The organism is Oerskovia douganii (genome assembly GCF_015142735.1).
Classification (GTDB): Bacteria; Actinomycetota; Actinomycetes; order Actinomycetales; family Cellulomonadaceae; genus Oerskovia; species Oerskovia douganii.
Genome location: NZ_JACSPN010000002.1, coordinates 171,184 through 196,609 on the forward strand (window position 1 = coordinate 171,184; position 25,426 = coordinate 196,609).

At 73.3% G+C, this 25,426-nt stretch carries 19 protein-coding genes; 11 read left to right on the top strand and 8 right to left on the bottom strand.

Annotated elements, in window-relative coordinates:
• Positions 1 to 120 precede the first annotated feature (120 nt).
• Positions 121 to 3,744, bottom strand: coding sequence for a S8 family peptidase (locus H9623_RS02410; RefSeq protein WP_193718500.1), 3,624 nt, complete (start codon positions 3,742 to 3,744; stop codon positions 121 to 123).
• Between the two features lie 308 nt (positions 3,745 to 4,052).
• On the opposite strand from H9623_RS02410, the gene H9623_RS02415 reads away from it, so the two are divergent.
• The gene (locus tag H9623_RS02415; RefSeq protein WP_193718501.1) at positions 4,053 to 4,715 is read left to right on the top strand and encodes a hypothetical protein; all 663 of its coding nucleotides are present in this window, start codon (positions 4,053 to 4,055) and stop codon (positions 4,713 to 4,715) included.
• A gap of 72 nt (positions 4,716 to 4,787) precedes the next feature.
• Here the strand turns inward: H9623_RS02415 and H9623_RS02420 are convergent, their stop codons facing one another.
• The gene (locus tag H9623_RS02420; protein WP_193718502.1) at positions 4,788 to 7,601 is read right to left on the bottom strand and encodes a cation-translocating P-type ATPase; all 2,814 of its coding nucleotides are present in this window, start codon (positions 7,599 to 7,601) and stop codon (positions 4,788 to 4,790) included.
• 155 nt (positions 7,602 to 7,756) lie between these two features.
• On the opposite strand from H9623_RS02420, the gene H9623_RS02425 reads away from it, so the two are divergent.
• From H9623_RS02425 to H9623_RS02435, 3 genes are all read left to right on the top strand, one after another.
• Positions 7,757 to 8,074, top strand: a complete 318-nt coding sequence (locus tag H9623_RS02425) for a YbjQ family protein (protein WP_030144034.1) — start codon at positions 7,757 to 7,759, stop codon at positions 8,072 to 8,074.
• Between the two features lie 83 nt (positions 8,075 to 8,157).
• Positions 8,158 to 8,709 (top strand): hypothetical protein, encoded by a 552-nt coding sequence (locus H9623_RS02430; protein ID WP_193718503.1) that lies wholly within the window; start codon positions 8,158 to 8,160, stop codon positions 8,707 to 8,709.
• 204 nt (positions 8,710 to 8,913) lie between these two features.
• Positions 8,914 to 9,351, top strand: coding sequence for an OsmC family peroxiredoxin (locus H9623_RS02435; protein ID WP_193718504.1), 438 nt, complete (start codon positions 8,914 to 8,916; stop codon positions 9,349 to 9,351).
• Positions 9,352 to 9,428: 77 nt separating this feature from the next.
• Here H9623_RS02435 and H9623_RS02440 read toward each other — a convergent pair whose 3' ends face one another.
• Complete coding sequence (locus H9623_RS02440) at positions 9,429 to 10,469, bottom strand: NAD-dependent epimerase/dehydratase family protein (RefSeq protein WP_193718505.1); 1,041 nt, start codon at positions 10,467 to 10,469, stop codon at positions 9,429 to 9,431.
• A gap of 206 nt (positions 10,470 to 10,675) precedes the next feature.
• On the opposite strand from H9623_RS02440, the gene H9623_RS02445 reads away from it, so the two are divergent.
• The 6 genes from H9623_RS02445 to H9623_RS02470 all read left to right on the top strand — a co-directional run bounded on the left by H9623_RS02445 (position 10,676) and on the right by H9623_RS02470 (position 19,579).
• On the top strand, positions 10,676 to 11,599 hold the full coding sequence (locus H9623_RS02445; protein ID WP_193718506.1) for an ATP-binding cassette domain-containing protein: 924 nt from the start codon (positions 10,676 to 10,678) through the stop codon (positions 11,597 to 11,599).
• A complete protein-coding gene (locus tag H9623_RS02450; RefSeq protein WP_193718507.1) occupies positions 11,596 to 13,689 on the top strand; it encodes a YhgE/Pip domain-containing protein in 2,094 nt (697 codons plus the stop codon). The genes H9623_RS02445 and H9623_RS02450 overlap by 4 nt, the downstream gene beginning before the upstream one ends.
• Positions 13,690 to 13,857: 168 nt before the next feature.
• Complete coding sequence (locus tag H9623_RS02455; protein ID WP_193718508.1) at positions 13,858 to 14,829, top strand: type IV toxin-antitoxin system AbiEi family antitoxin; 972 nt, start codon at positions 13,858 to 13,860, stop codon at positions 14,827 to 14,829.
• On the top strand, positions 14,826 to 15,674 hold the full coding sequence (locus H9623_RS02460) for a hypothetical protein (protein WP_193718509.1): 849 nt from the start codon (positions 14,826 to 14,828) through the stop codon (positions 15,672 to 15,674). The genes H9623_RS02455 and H9623_RS02460 overlap by 4 nt, the downstream gene beginning before the upstream one ends.
• A 168-nt stretch (positions 15,675 to 15,842) precedes the next feature.
• Entirely contained in the window at positions 15,843 to 16,415 is a 573-nt protein-coding gene (locus H9623_RS02465) for a dihydrofolate reductase family protein (RefSeq protein ID WP_193718510.1), read from the top strand.
• Positions 16,416 to 16,723: 308 nt separating this feature from the next.
• Complete coding sequence (locus tag H9623_RS02470) at positions 16,724 to 19,579, top strand: FAD-binding and (Fe-S)-binding domain-containing protein (RefSeq protein ID WP_321575253.1); 2,856 nt, start codon at positions 16,724 to 16,726, stop codon at positions 19,577 to 19,579.
• A gap of 4 nt (positions 19,580 to 19,583) precedes the next feature.
• Here H9623_RS02470 and gadC read toward each other — a convergent pair whose 3' ends face one another.
• Complete coding sequence (gadC, locus tag H9623_RS02475) at positions 19,584 to 21,125, bottom strand: putative glutamine/gamma-aminobutyrate antiporter GadC (RefSeq protein WP_321575234.1); 1,542 nt, start codon at positions 21,123 to 21,125, stop codon at positions 19,584 to 19,586.
• 128 nt (positions 21,126 to 21,253) lie between these two features.
• Between gadC and H9623_RS02480 the strand changes: the two genes are divergently transcribed.
• On the top strand, positions 21,254 to 21,946 hold the full coding sequence (locus H9623_RS02480; protein WP_193718512.1) for a nitroreductase family protein: 693 nt from the start codon (positions 21,254 to 21,256) through the stop codon (positions 21,944 to 21,946).
• A gap of 9 nt (positions 21,947 to 21,955) precedes the next feature.
• Here H9623_RS02480 and H9623_RS02485 read toward each other — a convergent pair whose 3' ends face one another.
• The 4 genes from H9623_RS02485 to H9623_RS02500 all read right to left on the bottom strand — a co-directional run bounded on the left by H9623_RS02485 (position 21,956) and on the right by H9623_RS02500 (position 25,311).
• Positions 21,956 to 22,528, bottom strand: a complete 573-nt coding sequence (locus H9623_RS02485) for a GNAT family N-acetyltransferase (RefSeq protein ID WP_193718513.1) — start codon at positions 22,526 to 22,528, stop codon at positions 21,956 to 21,958.
• Positions 22,529 to 22,592: 64 nt separating this feature from the next.
• Positions 22,593 to 23,507: a 2-phospho-L-lactate guanylyltransferase gene (gene cofC / locus H9623_RS02490; protein WP_227748039.1), complete on the bottom strand. Its 915-nt coding sequence runs from the start codon at positions 23,505 to 23,507 to the stop codon at positions 22,593 to 22,595.
• Positions 23,504 to 24,436 (bottom strand): 2-phospho-L-lactate transferase, encoded by a 933-nt coding sequence (gene cofD / locus H9623_RS02495; protein ID WP_321575235.1) that lies wholly within the window; start codon positions 24,434 to 24,436, stop codon positions 23,504 to 23,506. The genes cofC and cofD overlap by 4 nt, the downstream gene beginning before the upstream one ends.
• 161 nt (positions 24,437 to 24,597) lie before the next feature.
• The gene (locus H9623_RS02500) at positions 24,598 to 25,311 is read right to left on the bottom strand and encodes a maleylpyruvate isomerase N-terminal domain-containing protein (protein WP_193718514.1); all 714 of its coding nucleotides are present in this window, start codon (positions 25,309 to 25,311) and stop codon (positions 24,598 to 24,600) included.
• Positions 25,312 to 25,426 lie beyond the last annotated feature (115 nt).

Here is a 25,426-nt window from a genome sequence, read left to right on the forward strand (position 1 = left end):
GGGACCGGTCGGGCGCGCCCTTCAGACTTTCCCGTTCACCGGGTGCTCGTCGCGTCCCCGTCAGGACGGGAGCGGCCCCATGCACGCTCCCGCCCCGACAAGGCCCGGCTGGTCGAGGCGTCAGCCGCAGCTGATCGCCTCGTACCCGGCTTCGTAGGGCGTCGTGACCGTGATGCCCTCGACGATCGCGGTGCCCGTGACCGTCGCCGTGCCGGCGTCGATCGTGGCCGTCCGCGAGCTGAACGTCTGCGACGCTGACTTCCCGGGCGAGACGTTCTTGAACGTCTTGGTGCCGAACGGCGTCGCGACCGCGACGTCGGCCTTCACGTCGCCGTCGTTGACCGCGCGGACCGAGACCTGCGCCGTGCCCGCGACGCAGCGCGACTGCGCGGTGACCGTGAGCTCGACCGACGCGTCGAGGTTCGCGACCCCGACCGTCTGCCAGCGCTTGGCCGCCGTGGCGTTGTGCAGGTGGAGGAGGAGCAGCTCGCCCGTCCCGGCCTCGGCCGCCGCAGCAGACCGGTTGACCGTGACCGGCGCGTCGTCGGCGCCCACGAACAGGAGCTGACCACCACCGCTGAACCAGTACGCGGGGTCGTACGGGTCGCCCGTGAACGGACCGACCCGGTCGATCGACTGGTCAGGCTGAATCCCGTAGTACGAGTACGTCGCGACCGTGAACGACGGCACCGTGCCCGGTGCGATGCCGAGCGCGCCGATCGCGACCGGCACGACGAGCACGTTGCTGTCGAAGACCGACGTGTCGACGTTCGCCCAGACCGAGTTGACCGGCTCGCGCAGGACCGGTGCCCCCGCCGCGTGCTGGCGGCCGTCGGGTGCCGTCCACGCCTCGAGCGTGTACGTGGTCGCCAGGGTCAGGTCCGACTCGCCGTACTTGCGGACCACGGTCTCGAACTCGGCCGAGCCGTCGCCGTCCACGTCGGTCTCGACCGACGGGAACATGACCGACCCGAGCGACGCCCAGTCGCCGTCCATGGCCACACCGATGCCGATCCGCCCCGCGCCCGGGTCCCCGCCCGCGGCCGCGTACTGCGGCGCGCTCGACGTGAAGCCGACCGCACGGATGTCGCCCGACGCCACGGCCGAGGCCGAGGACCCTGCCGCCGCGTCGGACTCGAGCCGCGGGCTGGTCGCCTTGAGCTCGAACGGCGCGACGAGCGACGTCCAGCCCCCGGAAGCCACGCCCCTGCCGTCGAGGTCGAGCGTCGCGGCCGTGTCCTGGTTCAGGAACGTGACGTCCTTGGCCGTCAGGTCGCTCACGAGCCTCGGTGCGGCCTGCACCGGGACGCGCAGCTCGCTGCCCGACCCCGGTGTCAGGACCAGGCGGCCCGTGAGCATGCCCACGAAGTCGCGCGGCACGCCCGAGGCCGTCGCTGCCGACGTCGGGTCGAGCTTCTTGGCGAGGGTCGCCGGATCGGCCGAGAGGGTCAGCGTGACCGTCCGGGTCTGCCCCGCCGGGATGGTGAGGTTCGCCGGCGAGACCGTGACGGCCGCGCCCCCCGCCGTGCTCGACGTCGTGAAGGCCGTCGCGTACGTCGCGGACGCGGAGCCCGTGTTCTGCACGTCGACCGTCCTGCGCACCGTCACCTTCTTGTCCGCCACGGGCACCAGCCCGAACGACACCGAGACGAGGTCCTTGTCCTGCGCCGAGAAGGCCAGGGTCGAGTTCTGCACCGCGTCGACCGCGTCCACGCGCCCCGACCCGACGCGCTCGGGACCGTGGGCCACGCCCGTGCCCCCCTTGCCCGTCCACACGTCGTGCGAGGCCGTGTTCATGACCGCCGTCTTGACCTGCTGAGCGCTCCAGCCCGGGTGGGCCTCCTTGACGAGCGCCGCGATGCCCGCGACGTGCGGGGTGGACATCGACGTGCCCGACTTGATGCCGGGCTGCGTGAGGCGACCCGAGGCCACGGAGGAGATCCCCGTGCCCGGTGCGGCGACGTCGGGCTTCACGACGCCCAGCGAGCCGTGCACGCCGCGGGACGACCCCGCGTTGAGCGTGTCCCCGATCGCGGGGATCTCGACGAACGACGAGTTCGCGAGCGACGGGCCGAGCGTCAGCACGACCCCGCCGGCCTCGATCGCCGGGCGCAGCGCGTCGTGGCTCGGGCCCGTGAGCTGCGCACCCGGGATGCCCGCGTTGCCCGCGATCCCGGCCGCGAAGACCTCGAGCTCGGACGACAGCAGGACGCCGACGGCGCCCGCGGCCTGCGCGGCGTTGAAGCGAGCCGCGCTCCCGCACTGGCGCGTCGCGTCGTCGTCGTCCCAGTAGAGGAACGCGATCTTGCCCGCCGTGGCGGCCGCCTGGGCCGGGGTCAGGGGCGTGCACCCGCTGACCGTGGCGCCCAGGAACGCGACCTCCGCGGTCACGTCCGCCGAGCCCGCGTAGCTCTGCGAGTTCTGCGCGGGGTACGAGCCCGCGACGCCCGCCGGGGCCGTGACCTCGACGCCGTCGAACGTCTGGGTGTTGCCCACCGAGTTCGCGACCGTGAGCGCGGTGCGCGCGTTGCCGGGCGAGCCGCCGACGTCGGTCACGTCGCCCGCGTTGCCCGACGCGACCACGGCGAGCGTGCCCAGGCGCGAGAGCTGGTCGATGAACAGGTTCTCCGGGTCGTCGGCCGGGCTGTCGTCCGAGCCGAGCGACAGGTTGACGACGTCCAGGCGGTCGGACAGGTCGCCGTCGCCGTCCGGGTCGGCCGCGAACTCGAGAGCGTCGACCACGACGCTCGTCGAACCGCCCAGGTCACCGAAGACCTTGAGGGCGTAGAGGCCCGACTCGGGCGCCGAGCCCGGCCCGACCGTCCAGTCGGAGATGTCCGTGAGGGTCGAGTAGTCGCCGTCGAACGTCTTGCCGTCCGCCGTGACGCCGTAGCCGCCCGTGGTGCCCGCGACGTGCGAGCCGTGCCCGGAACCGATCGAGTCGAGCGAGTCGATCGGGTTCTCGTCCGGCGTCGGGATCAACGACGTGCCCGGGACCGTGCCCGACGCGTCGTAGTCGTACCCCGCGAAGTCGTACCCGCCGAGGAACTTCGCGTCGTCGAACGTCCCCGCCGGGACGGGCCCCTGGCCCTTGTCGCCGTACGCCTCGTCGTAGGCAGCCTGCGTGCCCGGCCCGCCGAAGCCCGCGTGCGTGTAGTCGATGCCCGTGTCGATGATGCCGACCCGGACGCCCTGCCCCGTGAAGCCCGTGCTCTGCCACGCCTCGAGGGCGCGCGTGAACGCGTCGGTGCCCTTGTTCGAGGGCGTCTTGGGGATGATGCGGTACACCGTGACGACCTTGTCGTCGGCGGCCAGCGACCGGACCTGCTCGGCGTCACCCGTCACGACGACGCCCGGGACCAGCCTGCTCGTGACGGACACCTGCTGCGGGGCCCCCGCGGCGCGAGCACCGCGGGCGTTCGTCTGCGCGGGGACGACGGTGTCCGCGAGGCGCTCGACGACGGCCTGGTTGTCTTCCACCTGCGCAGGGCTCGCGCCCTGGTCCGCGAGGTCCGCCCCCGACGGGGTGTCGAGCTGGACGAACGCGGTCACCGTCCCGGAGGACTCGGCGAGCGACGGGGCGACCTTGCCCGCCTCGCTCTCCGTGGGCGAGAGCGAGCCTGCGGACTGCGACGTGAGGTCGGGGCCGGACGGACCGGCGGGATCGGCGGACGCGGCGGGCAGCGTCGATGCTGCGACCACCGCCAGTCCAGAGAGAGCAGCTAACAACGAACGGTGCTTCATCGACACTCATTTCCCCGGTACGGACCGGCGGCGTTGAAGGTGCGTGGTGGTTCCCCCGTGGTGGTCGCCGACGGCTGTGTGCAGGCGACCGTGCCTGCACGGTATCGGCGAAGCCCCGGTCCCGCGCGCTGCGGGACCATTCCGGGGCCGGCCGCCCGGTCGGGGGACAAACCGGGACAGGGCGCACCGGTGCCCCTACTATCGGGGCGGGGGAGCGGGACACCGAGGTTCCGCTGCTGGTCCTCACCCACGTGTCAGGTCGGCCGCGGGCAGCGGACGACCTGGCCCACGCTGTGAAGGAGCATCACATGTCATCACGTCCGACCCGCGTCGCGGCAGTCACCGCGGCTCTTCTCCTCGTCGGGGCGCTGGGCGCCTCCCCGGCCCTCGCCGACGGACCCGACCTCACCTCGAAGTCCTTCGACTCGCAGGAGGAGGTCTGCACGGTCGTCGCGCAGCCGACCCCGCTCGGGCAGGACGTCGCGTTCACACCCGAGCCCGCGGTCGAGTGCTACGACTCGCTCGGCGAGGCGCTCGAGTCCGTCTCGGGAGAGGCCGTGACGGACCCCGACGTGCTCGCCGGGGACCCCACGGCGCTGCGCCGGTACGCGCAGGAGCAGGTGGCGAGCCAGGCCAGGACGGCGGCCGCGCCCCTGGCCGCTGGAAGGCTGCTCGGGGTCTCGTACCAGGGGAAGAACCACACGGGCCAGAACAAGGTCTACTACGGGACCGGCAGCAACGGCGCCGGTTGCATCGGGGTCACGTGGGGGTTCCCCAAGCTGTCCGTCTACCTGCAGAACAACGTCATCAGCTCGATGCTGACCCTGGCCAACTGCTGGTCGACGCTCTACGACCTCGAGAACTACGTCAAGGGCACCTCGACCAACTGCGTCCCCGACTGCCTGACGCTCGGATCGATGGACAACCGCGCGTCGTCCCTCGTCTTCCGCCCCATCGGCACCATCGACTGACCAGGGGCCGCGAGGCGGCCGGACCCTCGTCGAGGTGGAGGCGGACGCCCCCACCTCGACGCCGGACCTCCCTCAGCGCTGCCGCGACCGCCCCAGCGCCTTGGCGGCCTCGACCAGGAGGAACACCACGATCGACAGCCCCAGCGTGATGCCCCACTCCCGCAGGCCGATGGGCGCCGAGCCGAACCACGAGTGCATGAAGGGCGCGTAGACGAACACGGCCTGGAGGGCGACCATCGACCCGGCCGAGTACCAGACCGCCCGGTTGCCGCGCAGGACCGCGAGCGTGATGGACGACCGGTCGAGGAACCGGCAGTTGAACAGGTACGCGAGCTGGCCGAGCGCGAGCATCGTGACCGCGGTCGTCTGGGCCTCGGCCACGCTCATGCCCTGCTCGCGCTCGATGAAGTACACCGCCATGGTCGCACCGCCGATGAGGACCGAGACCAGCAGGATCCGGCGCAGGTACGCCGCGGTGAGGATCGAGGCCTTGGCGTCGCGGGGCCTGCGGGCCATGATGTCCGGCTCGGCGCGCTCGTTGGCCAGCGCGAGCGACAGCGTCACGGCCGTGACCATGTTGATCCACAGCACCTGCACGGGCTGGAGCGGCAGCGCCCAGCCCAGGAGCACGGCGACCAGGATCACGAGCGACTGCGCGCCGTTGGTCGGCAGGAGGAACAGCACCGACTTGCGGAGGTTGTCGTAGATCCGCCGACCCTCCTCCACGGCCCGTTCGATCGTCGCGAAGTTGTCGTCGGCCAGGACGACCTCGGCGGCCTCCTTGGTGGCCTCGGTGCCCTTGATCCCCATGGCGACTCCCACGTCCGCCTGGGTCAGCGCCGGGGCGTCGTTGACGCCGTCACCCGTCATGGCCACGACCTCCCCGTGGGACTGGAGCGCCGAGACGATGCGGATCTTGTGCTCGGGGCTGGTCCGGGCGTAGACGTCGACGTCCCGGACGACCGCGCGCAGCTCCTCGGTGCTCATGGCCTCGAGCTCTGCCCCCGTGAGGACCTTGGTGTCCGCGTGGGCCTCCGCGGCCCCGGCTCCGTCCCCGGCCGCCGCCCCCTCGCCCGGGGACGCCCCTCGGACGATGCCCATCTCGCGCGCGATCGCGAGAGCGGTGCCCGAGTGGTCGCCCGTGATCATCTTGACCGTGATCCCGGCGTCCTGGCACTGCGCGATGGCCTCGACGGCCTCGGGCCGGGGCGGGTCGACGATCCCGACGAGGCCCACGAGCTCGAGGCCCGTGTCGAGGTCGGCGGCGTCGAGGGTCGTGCGGCCCGGCTCGGCCGACGTGCGGGCCGCGGCCAGGACCCGCAGGCCCTGCGCGCCGATCGCGTCGATCTGGTCGGACCAGAAGTCGCGGTCGAGGGGCTCGGGACGGCCGTCCACCCCGGTCTGGGTGGTGCACCGTTCGAGGACCCGGTCGGGGGCACCCTTGACGAGCACGTGGAGGCCGCCGTCGGGATCCTCGGTGAGCGTCGCCATGTACTTGTTCTCGGACTCGAACGGCACGACCGCGACACGGCGCCACCCTGCCGGGTCCAGACCCGCCTTGAGGCCCAGGGTCCGCAGCGCGCCCTCGGTGGGCTCGCCCACGAGACGCCAGCCGGGCGCACCGCCGCCGGCAGCGTCCCCGTCGACACCTGCGCCGTCACCGCTGTCCCGGACGATGCGCGCGTCGTTGCACGACGTCATGACTTCGGTGAGTCGACGCAGGTCGGGGTGCTCGGCGAGCCCGGCGGGCGCACCGTCGAGCGTGACCTCGCCGTCGGGCGCGTAGCCGATCCCGGTCACCGCGTACTCGTGCCCGGCGGTCCGCACCGTGCGGGCCGTCATCTCGTTCTTGGTCAGCGTCCCGGTCTTGTCCGAGCAGATCGTGGTGACCGAGCCGAGCGTCTCGACGGCGGGCAGGCGGCGCATGATCGCCCGTCGTCGGGCCATCTGCTGCACGCCCAGGGCGAGCGTGATCGTCACCAGGGCCGGCAGGCCCTCGGGGACGGCCGCGACGGCGAAGCCGATCGCGGCGGACACGAGCTCGGGGGTCTCGAACCCGTGGAACACGCGCCCGATCACGACCATGACCACGGCCATGACGAGGATCAGGACCGCGAGCTTCTTGCCGAACGCGTCGAGCGTGCGGGACAGCGGCGTCTCGAGCGAGGGGACCTCGGCGATGAGGGTCTGGATGCGGCCGATCTCGGTCGTCCCGCCGGTCTCGACGACCACGCCCGTGCCCGTGCCCGCCGCGACCAGGGTGCCGGAGAACAGCATGCTCGACCGGTCGCCCACCCCGGCGTCGGCCGGGACCTCGTCGACGGACTTGGCCGCGGGTACCGACTCACCCGTGAGCGCCGACTCGTCGACGCGGAGGTTGACGCCGGTCAGCAGGCGCAGGTCGGCCGGGACGCGGTCGCCCGAGCGCACGCGCACCACGTCGCCGGGCACCAGGTCGTCGGCGTCGATCTGCGTCCAGGCCCCGTCGCGGCGGACCTGTGCATGGACCGAGAGCATGCTGCGGATCCCGTCGAGGGCCTTCTCCGCCCGTCCCTCCTGGATCAGGCCGATCGCGGCGTTGATGACCGCGACCGCGAGGATCACCGTGAAGTCGATCCAGTCGCCCACGATCGCCTTGAGCACCGCGGACACGAGCAGGATGTAGATGAGGACGTCGTCGAACTGCGTGAGCACCCGGCGCCACCACGGGGTCCGTGGGGGCGGGGCCAGCCGGTTGGGACCGACCTTCGCGAGCCGGGTGCGCGCCTGGTCCGCCGTGAGGCCGGTGTCGCTCGACCCGACCTCGGCGAGCACCTCCTGGGGCGTCAGGGCCCACGGCGTCGGGTCGGCAGTCGCGGGGACGAGGGGGGTGTCCGAGGCTGTCATGCCTCCCATTCAACGCCCGGTCGCCCCCGAGCACCCGGGGAGCGGTGAGGGTGGGACGAAGCGTTCCAGCGCACCCCGCCGGTGCGCACCGCCCGGGGACCTCCTACGGTGAAGGGGACGTCGCGCACGACGTGCGACCGTGAGGAGGACGTACCGTGCTGGTCTCCACCATGAACGATGTCCCGGGCCGGACCGTGCAGCAGGTCGTCGGCGAGGTGACGGGACTGACCGTCCGGTCGCGCAACGTCGGCGCGCAGATCGGGGCGGGGCTCAAGTCGATCGTCGGCGGCGAGCTCAAGGGCCTGACGAAGCAGCTCCAGCAGTCGCGCGACGAGGCCGTCGCACGCATGGTCGAGGAGGCCACGGCTCAGGGCGCCAACGCGATCCTCGCGATGCGTTACGACAGCGACGAGGTGGGCAACGGGTACCAGGAGATCGTGGCCTACGGCACGGCCGTGGTCCTCGCCCCCTGAGCCGGGTGGCGCCCGGACGCCCTTCCGCCGTCCCGCGGGTCTTCGCTAGGGTGCGGGCGACGATTTCGCGAGGGGGATGCGTGATGAGGCGAGCGACCGTGGGCGTGCTGGTCGTCGGTGTGCTGGGGGTGACCGGGTGCTCGGCCGACACCGAGGGGGAGATGAGGTTCGAGGCCGACACGTCGGTGACGCTCACGGTGCCCGAGCGGGACGCCCCAGAGCTCCCGCTGCGCCCGGAGCACCCCGAGGGGCCTGCGGGTGCGTCGTCCTTCCTGAGCGGGCTCCTGGCGGACGACGAGCGGTTCGGCACGGTCAGGCTCGACCGCTCCGGTTCGCTCGTCCTCGTGTGGCACGGCGACCCGCCGCTGGAGGCGTTGGCCTCGGTCGCGGAGGCCTACCCGGACGTCCCGGTGCGGGTCGAGCCGCTCGGCGTGCTGCCGGGTGACCTCCAGGGCCTCGCGGAGTCCCTCCTGGGGGGTGAGCGCCGGCCCGGGATCGGCGCGGCCTCCGTCCGTGACGACCTCTCGGCGATCGTCGTGCAGGTCGCCGGCCCCGTGGCCAACCCGCTCACGCTCGCCGAGCGGCTCTCGGCCGAGGTCGGGTTCCCGGTCGAGGTGGAGGTCTCGGCCCCCTGAGCTCCGCGGTTGCGGGGCCGCCGGGTGTCCGCGCCCGCACGTGCCCGACGGCGCCGCTCCCCGCGTGCGGGCGGGCTCGCCGGGTCGGCGCCGTCCTCGTGCCCGGTCCCGGCGCGGTGGACGCCGCTGCGGGCCGGTGGCCCCGGGGTTACGGTCGGGAGGTACGGTCTCGTACCCCGAACCCCCGCACGAAGGAGCCACATCATGGCAGTTCGCACCGCCCGCACGGCCTGGAACGGCACGCTCATGGAGGGCAGCGGCCAGGTCGAGCTCACGAGCTCGAGGACCGGCACGTTCGACGTCACCTTCCCGCGCCGTACGGCCGACGAGGCACAGGGCACGAGCCCCGAGGAGCTCATCGCGGCCGCCCACTCCTCGTGCTACTCGATGCAGCTCTCCGGGGAGATCGCCCAGGCAGGCGGGGTGCCCGTCGCGCTCGAGGTCACGGCCGACGTCACGCTCTCGCCGGACCCCGCGGGCGGCCTGCGCATCTCCACGATCGCGCTCACGGTCCGTGGCGAGGTCGAGGGGCTCGACGAGGCGGGCTTCCTCGCCGCGGCCGAGCAGGCCAAGGCCACGTGCCCGGTCTCCAAGGCGCTGACCGGCACGACCATCACGCTGGACGCGACGCTCGAGTCCTGACGCTCCCGGTGCCGAACCCGAGGTTGGTCAGGCAATTCGCCCGGATCACCTGACCAACCTCGGGTTCGGCACCCTGGCTATGTCGGCAGCAGCGGCGGGCTCTGCGTCCCGGCCCCCTCGACGAGCCCCCCGACGACCTCGGTGACCGTGGCCTGCGCGTCGTGCACCGGCTCCCAGTGCATCAGCGTGCGCACGCGTGACGCGTCCAGGACGGGGACGGCGAGCGCGACGTCGAACCACGACGGGTCCAGCGGCACCAGCCGCGCCGCCCAGGCCAGGGCGACCCAGCGGCGCAAGGACCCGGGCGACACCTCGCGGAGACGTCCCTGCGAGACGATCGCGGCGACGTCGGGCCCGGTGAGGACGCCCTGCGCAGCGACGTTGAACGCGCCCGCGTGACGTCCCACCACGATCTCGCGGTAGGCGTCCGCCAGGTCGTCCGCGTGCACCACCTGCAGCCGCATGCCCCGCGGCCACACGAGCGTCGGCAGGTGCCCCTTGCGTCGCAACGGGGCGGGCAGGATCCTGCCGAAGAACAGCCGCGACACCTCGCCGGCCGCGTCGCGCTGGAACGTGAACGGCGCACGCACCCGTGTCACCACGACCCCGGGGTGCTGCTCGCCGAACCGGTCGAGGAACTCCTCGACCTCGACCTTCTGCGCGCTGCTCACCGACCCCGCGACGCCCGCCGTCGGCCAGTGCTCGTCGCGCGGGACGTCGTCGAACGCGGGCGAGTACGCGCTCGCGCACGACGCCACCACCAGGTGGCCCACGCCCGCGCGCGCCGCGGCGGCCGCGACCCGCCGCGTCCCCTCGACGTTCACGCGCGCCAGCTCGTCGCGGTCGTGCGCGGGGTCGAGCGCCCACGCCAGGTGGACCACCGTGTCCGCGCCCACGAACGCCCCCGCGAGACGCGACGCCACGGCGTCCTCCGGGTCGGTCAGGTCGCAGCGCACCCACTCGGCCGTGTCGAACGGCGGCACGACCGTGCTCGAGCCGTCGGCGCGGGGCACCCTGCTCGCGACCCCCACGACCGACGTCACCACGGGGTCGTCCGCGAGCCTGCGCAGCAGGGCCGAGCCGACGTTCCCGCTCGCTCCGACGATCACGACACGCATGGGGTCTCCTCTCGACGCCTGTCCACCCCACGCTACCGACCGGGCGCGTGCTCGGCCGGGGCAGGGCGGACCTTCACCCGTCGGAGGTGCCCGACGACGCACCGCGGCCGGGCGGACAAGGTGCGCCCGCGCGGGGTCCAACGGAAGATCGACACGAGACTCGGACGCGGCCGATCCGCACGGGGCTCGCCACGAGAGGACACACGGTGCAGATCGCGTTGGAGGACGTCCAGGTCGAGGGCCGCCGGGCCCCGATGCTCGAAACCACCAGCCTGACCGTCTCGTCGGGGGAGTGCGTGCTCCTCGCGGGCGAGCCGGGTCACGGGCACACCGCGCTCGCGCTCGTCGCGACGGGCCGCCTCGCCCCGTTCACGGGCACGGTCACGCTCGTGGACGACGACGGCGCGACCACGACGTCCACGGCCGCGCTGCGCCGGGTCACCGCGGTCGTCGACGTCCCCGGCATCTCCGAGCCGGACGACGAGCTCACGGTCGGCGACGTCGTGGCCGAGGAGCTCTCGCTCGCCGGGCAGCGCTCGCTGCCGGGCGACGCCACCCGGTGGCTCGACGTGCACGACCTGCTCGACCGCCGCAAGGACCGTGTCGACGAGCTGCACGGCGCCGTCCGGACCGCGCTCCTGTCCTCGCTCGCGTCCGAGCGCGAGGAGGTCCGGTTCGTGGTCCTGACCCTGCCCGACCGGCACCGGGGCGAACCCTCGGGCTGGTGGTCGGTCGCGGAGTCGCTCGCCTCGCTCGGGTACGGGGTGGTCGTGCAGTGCACCCGGTCCTCCGCGCGCGACCTCGGCGCGGACCTGCCACCGGCGCGCGGCGACGACGCCCTGCGTGCCGCGCCGATCGAGGCGCTGCGCACCCGGCCACCCGTCGCGGTCCCCCTCGCGCCACCGGGGAGCCCGCCCGAGGAGGCGCCCGCCGGCCCGTCCGAGGAGGCGCCCGGGAGCCCGCCCGCGAGCCCGCCCGAGGAGGCGCCCGCCGGCCCGCGCGGGGACGACGACCGGGGCCCGGCCGACTCCGGCGACCCGGCCGACTCACGTGACCCGGCCGACTCACGTGACCGGACCGACCCGACGGGCCCTCCTGGCCCGACTCCGGACGAGGAGACCGACCGATGACCGCCGTCCGACTCGGCATCTCCGAGCTGCGGCGCATCAGCGCCGGCACCCTGCCCAAGCTCGCGATCCTCGCGATGATCATCATCCCGACGCTCTACTCGGGCCTCTACCTGTTCGCCAACGAGGACCCGTACGGCCGGCTCGCCGAGGTCCCCGCGGCCCTGGTGGTCCAGGACCGTGGCACGACGGTCGAGAACTCGGTCGACGGGACGTCGACCGAGACGAACTTCGGGGACGAGGTCGCCAAGCAGCTCGTCGACGGCGACGGCGGGTTCGGGTGGGTCGAGACGACGCAGGCCGACGCCGAGGCCGGGGTCCGCTCGGGCCGCTTCGACGCGGCGCTCGTGATCGGCCCCACCTTCTCCGCGGACCTCGCCTCGTCGGGGAGGTTCGAGCCGCAGCAGGCGAGCCTGATCCTCATCACGAACGACGCCGACAACTACCTCGCGACGACCATCGCCGACACGATCGTGGGCCAGGTGCGGGACTCGATCGCCGAGCAGGTGGGCACCGAGGCCGCAGACACGTTCCTCAAGGGCTTCGCGTCGATCCACACGAACCTCGCCAGCGGCGTCGAGGGCGCGCAGAAGCTGGTCGACGGCGCCGCACAGCTCTCCGACGGGACCGTGCAGCTGGTCGACGGCACGGCGCGGCTCGCGTCGGGGGCGGGCGAGACCGCGGCTGGTGCCTCGAAGGTCGCGGCGGGCGCCGACGAGCTCAGGTCCGGGAGCAGCACGCTCGCCTCGGGGGCGGCCACCCTGTCCGACGGCCTCGACACCCTCCGCAGCAAGACCGCGGACCTGCCGGCCCAGACGAAGGAGCTGGCCGACGGTGCGCAGCAGGTCGCCGACGGCAACGCCCAGGTCGCGGGCTACGGGCAGGACGCGGCCACGGCGGCGCGCGACGTCGTCGGGCTCCTGGACACCGCACGCACCGACCTGGAGGCACGCCTCGCGGAGCTCGTCGCGGCGGGCGTCATCACCCAGGAGGAGGCCGACGCCGTCACGCAGGTCCTCGAGGACGCGCGCACCCCGGTCGAGGACGCCGCCGCGACGGTCGAGGGCGCGGCGGCCAGGCTGGACGAGCTCAGCTCGGGGTCGTCGCAGGTCGCGAACGGGGCGGCGACCCTCGCGGCCGCGACGCCCGAGCTCACCCAGGGCATCGCGACCGCGGCGTCGGGCGGGGACCGGCTCGCGTCGGGGGCGGCGGAGCTCGAGTCCGGGGCGGGCACGCTCGCGACCGGGGCGAGCAGCCTCGCGTCGGGCACGGTGCAGGTGTCCGACGGCGCGGCCGAGCTCGCGACCTCGAGCGTGACCCTGCGCGACGGCGCGGGCGAGCTGCTGTCCGGCATGACCGAGCTGCGCGACGGTCTGGCCGCGGGCCTGGGCCGGATCCCGGACCTCGACGAGCAGACGCAGGAGGACACCGCGAAGACGATCGGCAACCCCGTCGCCGTCAAGAAGGACGTCATCGCGAACGCGGGCACCTACGGTGCGGGCCTCGCACCGTTCTTCATGTCCCTCGCGGCGTGGATCGGAGCGTACGTGCTGTTCCTGCTCGTGCGACCGCTGTCGAACAGGTCGCTCGCCGCAGGGCGGCCCGCGTGGCAGACGGCGCTCGGCGGGTGGCTCACCCCGGCGCTGATCGGCGTGGCGCAGGTCGCGCTCATGTTCACGGTCGTGAAGTTCGCGCTCGACATCGACCCCGTGCACGGCGTCGGGACCGCGGTCCTGCTCGTGCTCGCGTCGGCGACGTTCGTCGCGATCCTCCAGGCGCTCAACGTGTACCTGGGAGCCGTGGGGCAGTTCCTGGGCCTCGTGCTCATGCTCGTCCAGCTCGTGACCGCGGGAGGGACGTTCCCGTGGCAGACGATCCCCGAGCCGTTGCGCGCCCTGCACCGCTTCCTGCCCATGTCCTACACGGTCGAGGGCCTGCGACAGCTCCTGTACGGGGGCGACCTCGCGACCGTCGCGCGCGACATCGGGGTGCTGCTGGCGGTGCTCGCGGTCGCCCTCGCGGCCACGACGTACGCGGCGTACCGGCAGCGGGTGTGGAGCCCGACGAGGCTGCAGCCGGAGCTGGTGCTCTGAGCGCGCACCGCGCGTGCTCTGAGCGCGCACCGCGCGATCTTGTCAGAACGAGCGTGGGCTCTGGGGCACGCTCGTTCTGACACAGGCTCCGGCCGGCGCCGAATCTCGTCCACTCTTGATGGATGTACAACAAGAGTGGACGTCCACTCTTGTTGTACGTTGTGAGACATGGACCAGACCTCGAACGTCGATCTCGAAGTCCTCGATCGGATCCAGCAGGCCGTGGGTCAGCGCGGTGTGCAGATCCACGCTGACGGCGAGAGTGTCACGCTGGAGGTCGACGGGCACACGTTGCGGCGGCCGGTGAGGTGGCTGACCGAGGATCCGTCGGCTCGTTCTCCCCGAGCGCTGCGCACAGGAGCCCGGGACCAGTTCTTCCTCGCCAGCAGGATCGGGCCGTCGCTGGCGCGACGGATCCGTGACGACGGCGGCTGGTACGCGGACGCTGCCGGCAACATGTTCGTGCGCGCGCCCGGCGTGCTCATCGAGGTCGAGGGCCGACTGCCTGCTTCCTCCCGCAAGCCTGCCCCCGCGAGGAGGAACGCTCGCAACCTCGTCAGCCCGGGTCGTGCCCAGGTCGTGTTCTCGCTGCTCACGTGGCCGCACCTCGTCACCCGTTCCATGAAAGAGGTCGCCGAGGTCGCTGGTGTCTCGTCGTCACTGGTCCACACCGTGTTCCTCCTGCTCGAGCAGGAGCGATACCTCTCGGTGACCTCGAGGGGCCTGGAGCGGCGAGATGAGCTCATCGACCTGTGGGCGGCCGCCTACCCGCTCGGCCTCGCGCGATGGACGGAGCTCGGTCGCTTCAGCGGTGAGCCCAGGCCACGAGCATGGTCCGAGCTCGGCCATCAGGTCTACACCAGCGGTGAGTACGCCGCCGAGAACATCTCGGGGCCGGACCTCGTCCTGTACGTGCCGGAGCTGGAACCCCGGGCACTCATGAGCGCGCGCTGGAAGCGCCCCGCGCCACAGGAGCATGCCAACATCATCGTGCGCAAGGCGTTCTGGGCCGACCCGGACGCGATCACTCTCGAACCTCGCGTCGAGCGGGCGCCTCAACTGCTCGTCTACGGCGACCTCCTGGCCTCCAACGACCCACGCCAGCGCGAAGCCGCCGCCGCGATGCGAGGAGAGCTGTGATCGACATCGCTCGAGCGCACGGCATGCTCGAACACGCAGTGGCTCCCGTGGTCGAGGTGCTGGCAGAGCTCAGCCCAGGCCTGCCGGACGTCCTGGTCGTGGGAGCCGTCTGCCGAGATGCCCTGCATCTCGCCGCTGGCCACGATCCTGCACGGCTGCGGGCCACCGACGACCTCGACATCGCCCTCGCTGCCGACGGCTGGGACCACTACGAGACCATCACCGCTCAGTTGGAGCCGATGACCGGAGCAGGATCAGCGATCCGCTACCGCATCGCTGGACACCCCGTCGACATCGTTCCTTTCGGGGACCCCGTGGAGTACCCCGACGGGGTCGTCTCTCCCACCCGTCGGGATGTCGCGATGAGCGTCTTCGGCTTTCAGGACGTCTGGGCCTCCGCCTACCAGGTGCAGTTGAACGGATCGATCACCATCCGTGTGCCGACGGCGCCCGGATACACCCTCTTGAAGCTCAAGGCCTGGGCAGACCGCTCGGCCGCGCATCAGTACAAGGACGCGCAGGATCTGGCCACAGCCATGCACTGGTACCAGGAGGACGTCGACCTGATCGACGCCCGCCTCTGGGAATCGCCCACCGGCCTCGAGCTGCTCACCGAGGTCGAGTTCGACGTGCCTGAGGCCGCCGTGCGACTGCTCGTCTCGGACGCCCGTGCCGTGCTCGCTGGTGATCGGCAGCAGGAACTCGCCGCGGTGTGGCGGGACCTCGTGAGGGATGACGTCCTGGCCGACAACCTCGCGAACGGATCCTTGCCTGGATGGCCGCCCCGTGGTGATGCGCGGCTGAGCGCCTACGCACGTGCCGTGAGGCAGGTCATCGTCCAGTGACCTGCTGCGCGCTCACGTCCCGCGCACGTGTCAGAGCGAGCGTGGGCTATGGGTCACGCTCGTTCTGACACGGGCTCTGGCCAGCGCTCGGCGATGACTTTCGCGCGCCGCACCGGTCTGCACCTTCACCGAGCACCGATCGAGCACCGATCCCCGGAGGACAGCACCATGCGGAGACTGACCTATGGCATGAACGTGAGCCTGGACGGCTACATCGCCGCCCCGGGGGATGACATCGGCTGGAGCGTGCCGAGCGCGGAGCTGTTCCAGTGGTGGTCGGACCGGGTCGTGGACACCGGGGGCGCCCTGTACGGGCGCAAGCTGTGGGAGACGATGAGCTCCCACTGGCCGACGGCCGACCAGCAGCCCGGCGTCACCCCGGCCGAGGTCGAGTACGCCCACCGCTGGCGCGCCATGCCCAAGGTCGTGTTCTCCTCGACGCTCGGCACGCTCGGCGATGTCGACGAGAACGCGCGCCTCGTCACAGGGGACGCGGTCGCGGAGATCATCCGGCTCAAGGCCGAGGAGGGCGGTCCGCTCGAGATCGGCGGCGCCACGCTCGCCGCAGCGGCCATGCGGGCAGGCCTGATCGACGAGTACGTGCTGGCGACCGCGCCCGTCCTGGTGGGCGCCGGCACGCCCTTCTTCACGGCCCTCGACGACTGGGTCGACCTGAGGCTCGTGGAGACCGTGACGTTCTCCGAGGGCGTGGTCCTGACGCGGTACGAGACCCGGCGCTAGGCCCCGGGCGAGCACCGCGCGTCCACGGCGGCCCCGGGGAGCCGCGCGCCGCCGTCGGGCGTCCTGGCCCGGCCCGTCCCACGCGGAACCCCCGGATCCGGACACTCCCCGGACGCTCGTCCGCGGCCCCGGGGAGTGGTGGGAGAATCGCCGACGTGACTGCTGAACTCGACGCCGCAGGAGCCCCCGTCCCGCCCGAGCGACCGGAGGCGGACGCCCGGGCCGCGACGACGACCGCCGCCGAGGAGGCTGCGCGGTCCACGGCCCGCCGGGAGGCGGAGCGGGCGGCCGACGCGGCGCGCGAGGCGATCGCGGCCGCGCTGCGCACCACGACGCGCGGCATCGTCGACACCGCGACGCGGCGCCGGGCGGAGTACTCGACGGACGCGTCGAACTACCGCGTGGTCCCCGAGATGGTGGTGTTCCCGGTCTCGACCGACGACGTCGTCGCGACGCTCGACGTCACGCGTGAGCTGGGCGTGCCGCTCACGGCGCGCGGCGCCGGCACGTCGGTCGCGGGCAACTCGATCGGGCCGGGCGTCGTCGTCGACTTCTCGCGGCACGTGAACAAGGTCCTGTCGGTCGACCCCGAGGCCCGCACGGCCCGCGTCGAGCCGGGGGTGGTCATGTCGACCCTCCAGAAGGCCGCAGCCCCGCACGGCCTGCGGTTCGGCCCGGACCCCTCGACGCAGAACCGCGCGACGCTCGGCGGCATGATCGGCAACAACGCGTGCGGCCCGCACGCGGTCGCCTACGGGCGCACCGCGGACAACGTGGTCGAGCTCGACGTGGTCGACGGCACGGGCCGGCGCTTCACCGCGGGCAAGGGCGACCCGACGTTCGCGGCCGTCCCGGGCCTCGCGCGGCTCGTCAAGGACAACATGGCGCTCATCCGCACCGAGTTCGGGCGGTTCGGCCGCCAGGTCTCGGGGTACTCGGTCGAGCACCTGCTGCCGGAGAACGGCTCGGACCTCGCGAAGTTCCTCGTGGGCTCCGAGGGCACGCTCGTCACGATCCTCGAGGCCACGGTCACCCTGGTCCCGGTCCCGAGCGCACCCACGCTCGTCGTCCTCGCCTACGAGGACATGCCGACCGCGGCCGACGACGTCCCCGCCCTCCTCTCGCTGAGCCCGCTCGCGGTCGAAGGCCTCGACGCGCGCCTCGTCGACGTGGTGCGCCGCGCCAAGGGCGCGGGCTCGGTCCCCGAGCTGCCGCCGGGCGGTGGCTGGATGATGGTCGAGGTCGGGGGCGCGACCCCCGAGGAGGCGTACGCGAACGCCGAGGCGATCGTCGCGGCCTCCGCGTCGACGTCCACGCGCATCCTGCCCGCAGGTCCCGACGCCACCGCCATGTGGCAGATCCGGGCCGACGGCGCCGGGCTGGCCGGGCGCACCCCGGCGGGCGAGCAGGCGTGGCCGGGCTGGGAGGACTCCGCGGTCCCCCCGGAGAAGCTGGGCGCCTACCTGCGCGACCTCGACGCGCTCATGGCGCGCTACGGCGTCGACGGCCTGCCGTACGGGCACTTCGGCGACGGGTGCGTGCACCTGCGCATCGACATCCCGCTCGAGACGTCGGGCTCGGTGCTGCGCACCTTCATGACCGAGGCGGCGCAGCTCGTGGCCAAGTACGGCGGCTCGCTGTCGGGCGAGCACGGTGACGGCCGCGCCCGCTCGGAGCTGCTGCCCGTCATGTACTCACCCGAGGCCATCTCGCTGTTCGAGCAGGTCAAGGCGTTGTTCGACCCGCAGGACGTGCTCAACCCGGGCGTGATCGTGCGGCCCGCCGCGGTCGACGCGGACCTGCGTCGCCCCCAGGCGCTGCCGGTGCTGCCGACCAAGGGCGGCTTCTCGTTCAGCCACGACCACGGCGACATGACCCAGGCCGTGCACCGTTGCGTCGGCGTCGGCAAGTGCCGCGCGGACTCCTCGGCGTCGGGCGGTTTCATGTGCCCCTCCTACCAGGCGACCAAGGACGAGAAGGACGTCACGCGCGGCCGTGCCCGCGTGCTCCAGGACGCGATCAACGGCACGCTCGTGGGAGGTCTCACGTCGCCCGAGGTCCGCGACTCGCTCGACCTGTGCCTGTCCTGCAAGGCGTGCTCGGCCGACTGCCCCGCAGGCGTCGACATGGCCCAGTACAAGGCCGAGGTCCTGCACCGGACCTACCGGGGCAAGCTGCGCCCCATGAACCATTACGCCCTGGGCTGGCTCCCGCGCTGGGCGCGCCTCGCGGGCATGATGCCGCGGGTCATCAACGCCGTCCTGGGCGTCCGGCCCATCGCGAAGCTCGTGCTCTCGCTCGGCGGCATGGACTCGCGCCGTGAGGTGCCGAGGTTCGCCGAGGTCCCCTTCCGCACGTGGTGGAAGCGCGGCGGTGCGACGAGCGGGGTGCCGGGGCTCGCCGTCGGGCAGACGCCGGGGCGCCCCGCGAACCACACGCGGCCCAAGGTCGTCCTGTGGACCGACTCGTTCAGCGACGCGCTCGCACCCTCGGTGCCGCAGTCCGCGGTCGCGGTGCTCGACGCCGCCGGCTACGACGTGATCGTGCCCGACCAGCAGGCCTGCTGCGGCCTGACCTGGATCAGCACGGGCCAGCTCGACGGAGCCCGCAAGCGCCTCGAGAACCTGCTGCAGGTCCTCGGGCCGTTCGCGGTCAACGGGATCCCGATCGTCGGGCTCGAGCCGTCGTGCACCGCGGTGCTGCGCTCGGACCTGGTCGACCTCTTCCCCGACGACCCGCGTGCGAAGGCCGTCGCGGGCGCGACCCACACGGTCGCCGAGCTGCTCACGCGCCCCGAGACCCGGCCCGCGCCGGAGACCGGGTGGAAGGTCCCCGACCTGTCCGACGTCACGGCCGTCGTCCAGCCGCACTGCCACCAGCACTCCGTCATGGGCTTCCAGGCCGACGAGAAGCTGCTCCGCGGCGCCGGCGCCACGATCGACACGCTCGCCGGGTGCTGCGGCCTCGCCGGGAACTTCGGCATGGAGAAGGGCCACTACGACGTGTCCGTGGCGGTCGCGGAGAACGCGCTCCTGCCCGCGCTGCGGGCTGCCGGGCCGAATGACATCTTCCTGGCCGACGGGTTCTCGTGCCGCACCCAGGCCGACCAGCTCGGCGGAGTGCAGGGCAAGGCGCTCGTCGAGCTGCTCGCCGAGCGGCTCTAGGGTTTCACCGGTGGGCGGGCGGCCACGGGTCGCCCGCCCCGGGGTCGGTCCCGCCGGTCCCCTGCCCGTCGGTCGCCGAGCCGCCCGGTGCCGTCGCCTGCCACGTGAACGGCGCGAAGTCGAGCGTGTCGTCGCGCCACGACGGCCTGCGCGCGGCGTACGCCCAGAACGGCAGGGCCACGAAGACCACGCTGAGGCCGACGAGCAGACCCACGTACGTCGTCGGGCTGCCCACCTCGACCTGCGCGGGCGGCACGAAGCTCACGACCAGCGCGAGCACCGACGCGAGCAGGCCGCACCCGCCGATGACCCACACGCCCACCAGCCCGCCGGGCACGTGGTAGCGGCGCGGGCGGCTCGGCTGCGTATATCGCAGCGCGATCACGGCCGCGAACATCAGCACGTACGCGACGAGGTACAGGATCACGGTGAGCTGGCTCATGAGCTGGTAGGCGGCCTGGACCGAGGGCAGGACCACGAACAGCACCGACAGGACCGTGACGACCGCGGCCTGGACGAGCAGGATGCGTGACGGCATGCCCGCCCGGTTGGTGCGGTGGAACCAGATCGGCAGGTAGCCCGCCCTGGCCACCGACAGCAGGCCCGTCGCGGGACCCGCCACCCACGTCACGATGCCCGCGAGCACGCCCACGGCCAGCATCGCGGCCAGGACCGGCGCAGCCCACCCGATCCCCGCCCAGTCGAGCAGGGTGTGGAAGGTCGTGAGCAGGCTCTGCGTCAGGTCGATCTGCCCGGGTGGGACGACCACGGCGATCGCGAGCGTCCCCAGCGTCAGGACGACGACGGCCCCGAGCGCTGCCACGAGGATCGCCACGGGGTAGTTGCGGATCGGGTTCCTGATCGAGCGCACGTGCACCGCGTTCATCTCCATGCCCGCGTAGAACAGGAAGATGCTCGCGGCGAGCACGATGTTCGACACCTTCGACAGATCGGGCACGAACGCGCCCCACGAGAGCTCGGTCTGTGACGGGTGGCCCGCCGCGAGGTAGGCGGCGGCCAGCCCCACGAGGACCACGGCCGGCACGAGCGTGCCCAGGATGCCGCCCCACTTGGCGACCGACGAGAAGGACCGCACGCCGCGCAGCGCGATGAGGGTCGCGAGCCAGAACACCGCGAGGACGACCACGAGCACGAACACCTTGTCGCTCGACACCTGCGGGGCCGTCGCCGCGTCCCCCGTGTAGGCGAGCGTGACCGCGGCGAACGTGAGGATCGTGGGGAACCAGATGCAGCCCTCGATGAACACCATGAAGATCGCGAGGAACCCCCACCGGCTGCCGAACGCCTCGCCGACCCAGCGGAACATGCCGCCCTCCTCGGGCCAGCCGGTCGCGAGCTCGGCCGCGACCAGGCCCACGGGGGCCAGGAAGAACAGCGCCGCGAAGAGGTAGTAGAACGTCGAGGCGAGCCCGTACTCGGCCTCGGCCGGCAGCCCGCGCAGGCTCACGACCGCGACGATGTTCATGACGGCGAGCGCGGTGACCGTGATGGTCCCCGCGCCGGGCGTCCTGCGTGCTTCGCTCACGTGCGGGGCCTTCCTGCGACGGGGCGGTGCCGGATCGTGGCCGACGGCGCGACTCACGCATCGTGGCACCCGGGGCGCGGCGGCGCGCGGGGAGCCTGCGTCGTGGCGGGCCTGGCAGCATGGTCGGCATGGAGTTCCAGGACGTCGTCCGCCGCCGCCGCATGGTCCGCCGCTTCACGGGCGAGCCCGTCCCGCCGGAGGCGGTGGACCGCATGCTCCGCAACGCGGTCCGCGCACCCAACGCGGGGTTCACGCAGGGGTGGGCGTTCGTGGTCCTCGACCGGCCCGACGACGTCGCGCGCTTCTGGTCCGCGACCTCGCCGGGGGCGGTGGCGGGCGTGGGTGCGGCCGACGAGGCAGGGGCGGAGGCCGTGGCCGGCGCGCGGGAGAACAGGTGGCTCGCGGGGATGCGGACGGCCCCCGTGATCGTCGTGGTCCTGACCTCGCGCGAGGCGTACCTGCGGCGGTACGCCGAGGACGACAAGGCCCGGGCGGCGGCGCAGGCCGCGGGGGAGGGGGAGTCGCCGTGGGACGTGCCGTACTGGCACGTCGACGCGGGCATGGCGTCGCTGCTCATGCTCCAGACCGCGGTCGACGAGGGGCTGGGGGCGTGCTTCTTCGGGGTGCCGCCGGGGCAGGTCGAGGCGCTGCGCGCCGAGCTCGGGGTGCCGGACGAGCTCCTGGTCACCGGGGTGGTCGCGGTGGGGCACGAGGCCGTGGACACCGCCCGAGGTGTCGAGGGAGGGCGCGCGGCGAGCGGGTCGCCCACGCGACGTGCGCGACGTCCGCTCGAGGACGTGGTGCACCGCGGTGGGTGGTGAGCAGGGGCGTCAGCGCAGGTCGAGCCGCATGAGCACGCGCGGGAACCCGTTGAGCACCGAGCCGGTCGTCGTCGCCTGCGTGAACCCGGCGTCCTCGAAGAGCTTCCGGGTGCCCGCGTAGGCCATGGTCAGGTCGATCTTCTTCCCCTGGTTGTCGAGCGGGTAGCCCTCGACCGCGGGGGCGCCGTGCTCGCGGGCGAACGTGACCGCGCCCTGGAGCAGGTGGTGCGAGATGCCCTTGCCGCGGTGCCCGGGGCGCACGCGCAGGCACCACACCGACCACACGTCGAGGTCGTCGACGTGCGGGATCTTCCGGTTGCGCGCGAAGGCGGTGTCGGCGCGCGGGTGCACCGCGGCCCAGCCCACGACGTCGTCGCCGTCGTAGGCGAGCACACCGGGCGGTGGGTCCTGACGGCAGAGCCTCTCGACGAGCGCCCCGCGCTCGGGGCCGACGAGCGCGACGTTCTCCTTCGAGGGCAGGCGGTAGCTCAGGCACCAGCACACGTTGGCGTCGGGCCGCCTGGGCCCGACCATGGTGCGCACGTCGGCGAACACCGTCGCGGGCCGCACCTCGATCGCCATGCGGCCACGATGCCACCGGCGTGCCGGACCGGCAATCGGCTGGTCGTCCCGAGGGACGGGCGCCTCAGGTGCCGGAGCCCGCCCGGTCCATGGCCCGGTGGAGCGCCGACAGGTCGTCGCGTGCCCGCACGTCGGCCGGCAGCTCGGCCCAGTCGTCGAGCGTGTCGAGGTCCACCGCGGTCCCGGTCCGCTGCACGACGGCGGCGCGCACGCCCCGGTGGTCGGCCTCGGCCAGGTGCGCCGGGAGGCTCCCGACGCCGAACCGGAAGGTGAACGCCACGTCGGCGTCGAGCACCAGCAGGTTCGTGCCGGAGCGGGCCCGGTCGGTCGCGACCACGATCGGCGCGTCGTGGGCGAGCAGCGCGTCGACGTCCTCGACCGTGAGCGCCGGGAGGTCGGCGTGGGCGACCAGGAGCCGGGCGGCGGGGGCCGCCGGGTCGGTCGCGAGGCCCGCGACGACCTCCCGCCCGACGTCGAGCGCGGCGTTCAGCCCCGGCCTGCTCGCGGGCTGGAGCACGATCTGGAGACGGCCCGGCCCGTCGGCCTCGGCGTCACCGGCGGCGCCCTCGCCCGCAGCACCGGCCTCGTCCCCGCCGGCGGGGGTACTGCTCTCCGCCGGCGGTGCCTCGTCCAGGGGCGGGCGCACGGGCGGGACCAGGCTCCCCAGCGCGCGCCACGTGAAACGCGGGTCCGACGTCACGACGAGCACGCGCTCCACGGCCTCGCTCGCGAGCAGCGTCCCGACGACGTGCCGCGCGAGGACTCCGATCAGGCGGCTGCGCTCGGCCGGGTCGAGCACGGACGCGAGCCGCGACTTGCCCGACGACCCGTCGCGCAGCGGCACGACGGCCACCACGCGCCGCCCGACCGCGTGGGCGCCCGCGGCACCGGTGTCCCCCGGGTGCGGGCCGCCGTCGGGCAGGTCGCCCCGCGCGGGTGACGCATCGGGCGAGGCCGACGTGGCGCCGTCGGGCATCATGCCGACGCCGCGAGGAGCTCGCGGGCCAGGCGCTCGCGGCCTTCCGCGCCGCCCATGACGGTGTCCGTCACGAGCACCTCGAGGCCCAGGGCCTCGATCGCGGGCGCGAGGTCCCGGTCCGTCTGGTCGATGCACATGACGTCGACCAGTCCCACGTACAGGCGCGCGACGCCCAGGGCCGAGACGTCGTGCCCCAGGCTCGCGAGGACCGACGCCGCCGGTCCCTTGAGCGCGCGGCCGCCCACGATCGGGCTCACCGCGACGCGGCGGGCCGACGAGGCCTCGAGGGCGTCGCGGACGCCGGGCACGCTCAGGATCGGTTCGATCGACAGGAACGGGTTCGACGGCGCGACGACCAGCAGGTCCGGCCCCGTGACGGCGTCGAGCACGCCCGGAGCAGGGGTTGCCTGCTCGGCCCCCACGAACGTCAGTCCCAGGACCTCGTCGCGGTGCTGGCGCGCGACGAAGTACTCCTGGAAGCCCAGCGACCCGTCGGCGGTCTCCACGACGGTCGCCACCAGGTCGTCGGTCATGGGCAGCAGGCGCGAGCGCACCCCGAGCGAGGCCGTGAGCTGGGCCGTGACCTCGGTCAGCGTGGCCCCGGCGCGCAGACGGGCCGTGCGTGCGATGTGCGTCGCGAGGTCCTTGTCGCCCAGCGTGAACCACGTGTCCTCGCCCAGGCGGCGCAGGGCGTCGAGCGTCGCGTACGTCTCGCCGGCGAGGCCCCACCCGCGCACGTCGTCGGCGAGGCCCGCGAGCGTGTACGTCACAGTGTCCAGGTCAGGGCTGATCGCTAGGCCGTGCAGCTCGACGTCGTCGGCCGTGTTGACCACGACCGTGAGGTCGGCCCCCGCGAGCTCCATGCCGTGGGCGAGCTTCGCGCCACCCACACCGCCTGCCAGGACCGTCACCCGCATGTCGTCGACCACCGGTCGAGCATAGTTGGGCCGCCCGGCCGGCAGGGCCGCGGGTCCCCGCGGGTGCCCGGCGAGACGGGTGGTCGCGCACGAGACGGGTGGTCGCGCACCCGTCCGTCAGGCGTGTCTCGGACCGGGCCACCCGTCTCGTGCAGGACCGTGCGGCCAGGACGTCAGAGCAGCGGCAGCATGCGCCCCAGGTCCGGGACCGAGTCCGAGGTGTGGAGCGGTGCGAGCGCGCGGGCCAGGTCGTCGACGTCGTAGGGGGTGCGGCCCGTCGCGAGCCGGACCCACAGACGCGGGTCGACGACCTCGAGGCTCCAGCCGCCGCGCGTCACGACGATGCGCAGGAGCTCGGCCGCGACCAGGTCCAGGGCGCCTCGGTCGACGGCCTTCTCGGCGACGCCCGGCAGGCTGCGCTCCAGGTCGTCGGCGTGGACCACGAGCTCGATGACGCGCGAGACCACCATGTCGCGCAGCGTGATGGGACCGCGGCGGGCCTGGACCACGGTCTCGGTCGGCGACAGCTCGTCGAGGCGCGCGAACGCACGGCGCGCGTACCCCGAGACGGCGGTCAGGCGGTCGGCCGCGATCTCGTCGTCGAGGGCGCGCGTCACCTGGGCGATCTGCTCGGCGCGCTCGGGGTAGGTGCCGAGGTACTCGGCGAGCGTCAACGGGTTGGTGCCGGGGGCGACCGGTCCTGCGGCCACGAGCGCGTCCATGGCCCGTCCCAGGTGCGACACGAGCTCGCCCACGGTCCAGCCGTCCAGGACGCTGGGCTGGTCGACCGCGTCGTCCAGGGTGTCGTCGAGCGAGCCGAGCCACCTCTCGAGGCGGTCCCACTGGGTACGGAGGGCTGCGGTGGCCTCGGCCAGGTCTGCGGTCATGGGGACATGGTGCCCGGTCGGCGGGTGGGACGTCACGCGCGGTGCGCTGGGTGGGACGGGCGCGGGCCGGCACGCTCGACGAGCCAGACGCCGCCGCTCACGGCGCCGTGGCGTC

Excerpts from the sequence above, each read along its gene's own strand:
- H9623_RS02410 (WP_193718500.1), bottom strand. The coding sequence starts at position 3,744 with ATGAAGCACCGTTCGTTGTTAGCTGCTCTCTCTGGACTGGCGGTGGTC.
- H9623_RS02415 (WP_193718501.1), top strand. The coding sequence starts at position 4,053 with ATGTCATCACGTCCGACCCGCGTCGCGGCAGTCACCGCGGCTCTTCTC.
- H9623_RS02420 (WP_193718502.1), bottom strand. The coding sequence starts at position 7,601 with ATGACAGCCTCGGACACCCCCCTCGTCCCCGCGACTGCCGACCCGACG.
- H9623_RS02430 (WP_193718503.1), top strand. The coding sequence starts at position 8,158 with ATGAGGCGAGCGACCGTGGGCGTGCTGGTCGTCGGTGTGCTGGGGGTG.
- H9623_RS02435 (WP_193718504.1), top strand. The coding sequence starts at position 8,914 with ATGGCAGTTCGCACCGCCCGCACGGCCTGGAACGGCACGCTCATGGAG.
- H9623_RS02440 (WP_193718505.1), bottom strand. The coding sequence starts at position 10,469 with ATGCGTGTCGTGATCGTCGGAGCGAGCGGGAACGTCGGCTCGGCCCTG.
- H9623_RS02450 (WP_193718507.1), top strand. The coding sequence starts at position 11,596 with ATGACCGCCGTCCGACTCGGCATCTCCGAGCTGCGGCGCATCAGCGCC.
- H9623_RS02455 (WP_193718508.1), top strand. The coding sequence starts at position 13,858 with ATGGACCAGACCTCGAACGTCGATCTCGAAGTCCTCGATCGGATCCAG.
- H9623_RS02465 (WP_193718510.1), top strand. The coding sequence starts at position 15,843 with ATGCGGAGACTGACCTATGGCATGAACGTGAGCCTGGACGGCTACATC.
- H9623_RS02480 (WP_193718512.1), top strand. The coding sequence starts at position 21,254 with ATGGAGTTCCAGGACGTCGTCCGCCGCCGCCGCATGGTCCGCCGCTTC.
- H9623_RS02485 (WP_193718513.1), bottom strand. The coding sequence starts at position 22,528 with ATGGCGATCGAGGTGCGGCCCGCGACGGTGTTCGCCGACGTGCGCACC.
- cofC (WP_227748039.1), bottom strand. The coding sequence starts at position 23,507 with ATGATGCCCGACGGCGCCACGTCGGCCTCGCCCGATGCGTCACCCGCG.
- H9623_RS02500 (WP_193718514.1), bottom strand. The coding sequence starts at position 25,311 with ATGACCGCAGACCTGGCCGAGGCCACCGCAGCCCTCCGTACCCAGTGG.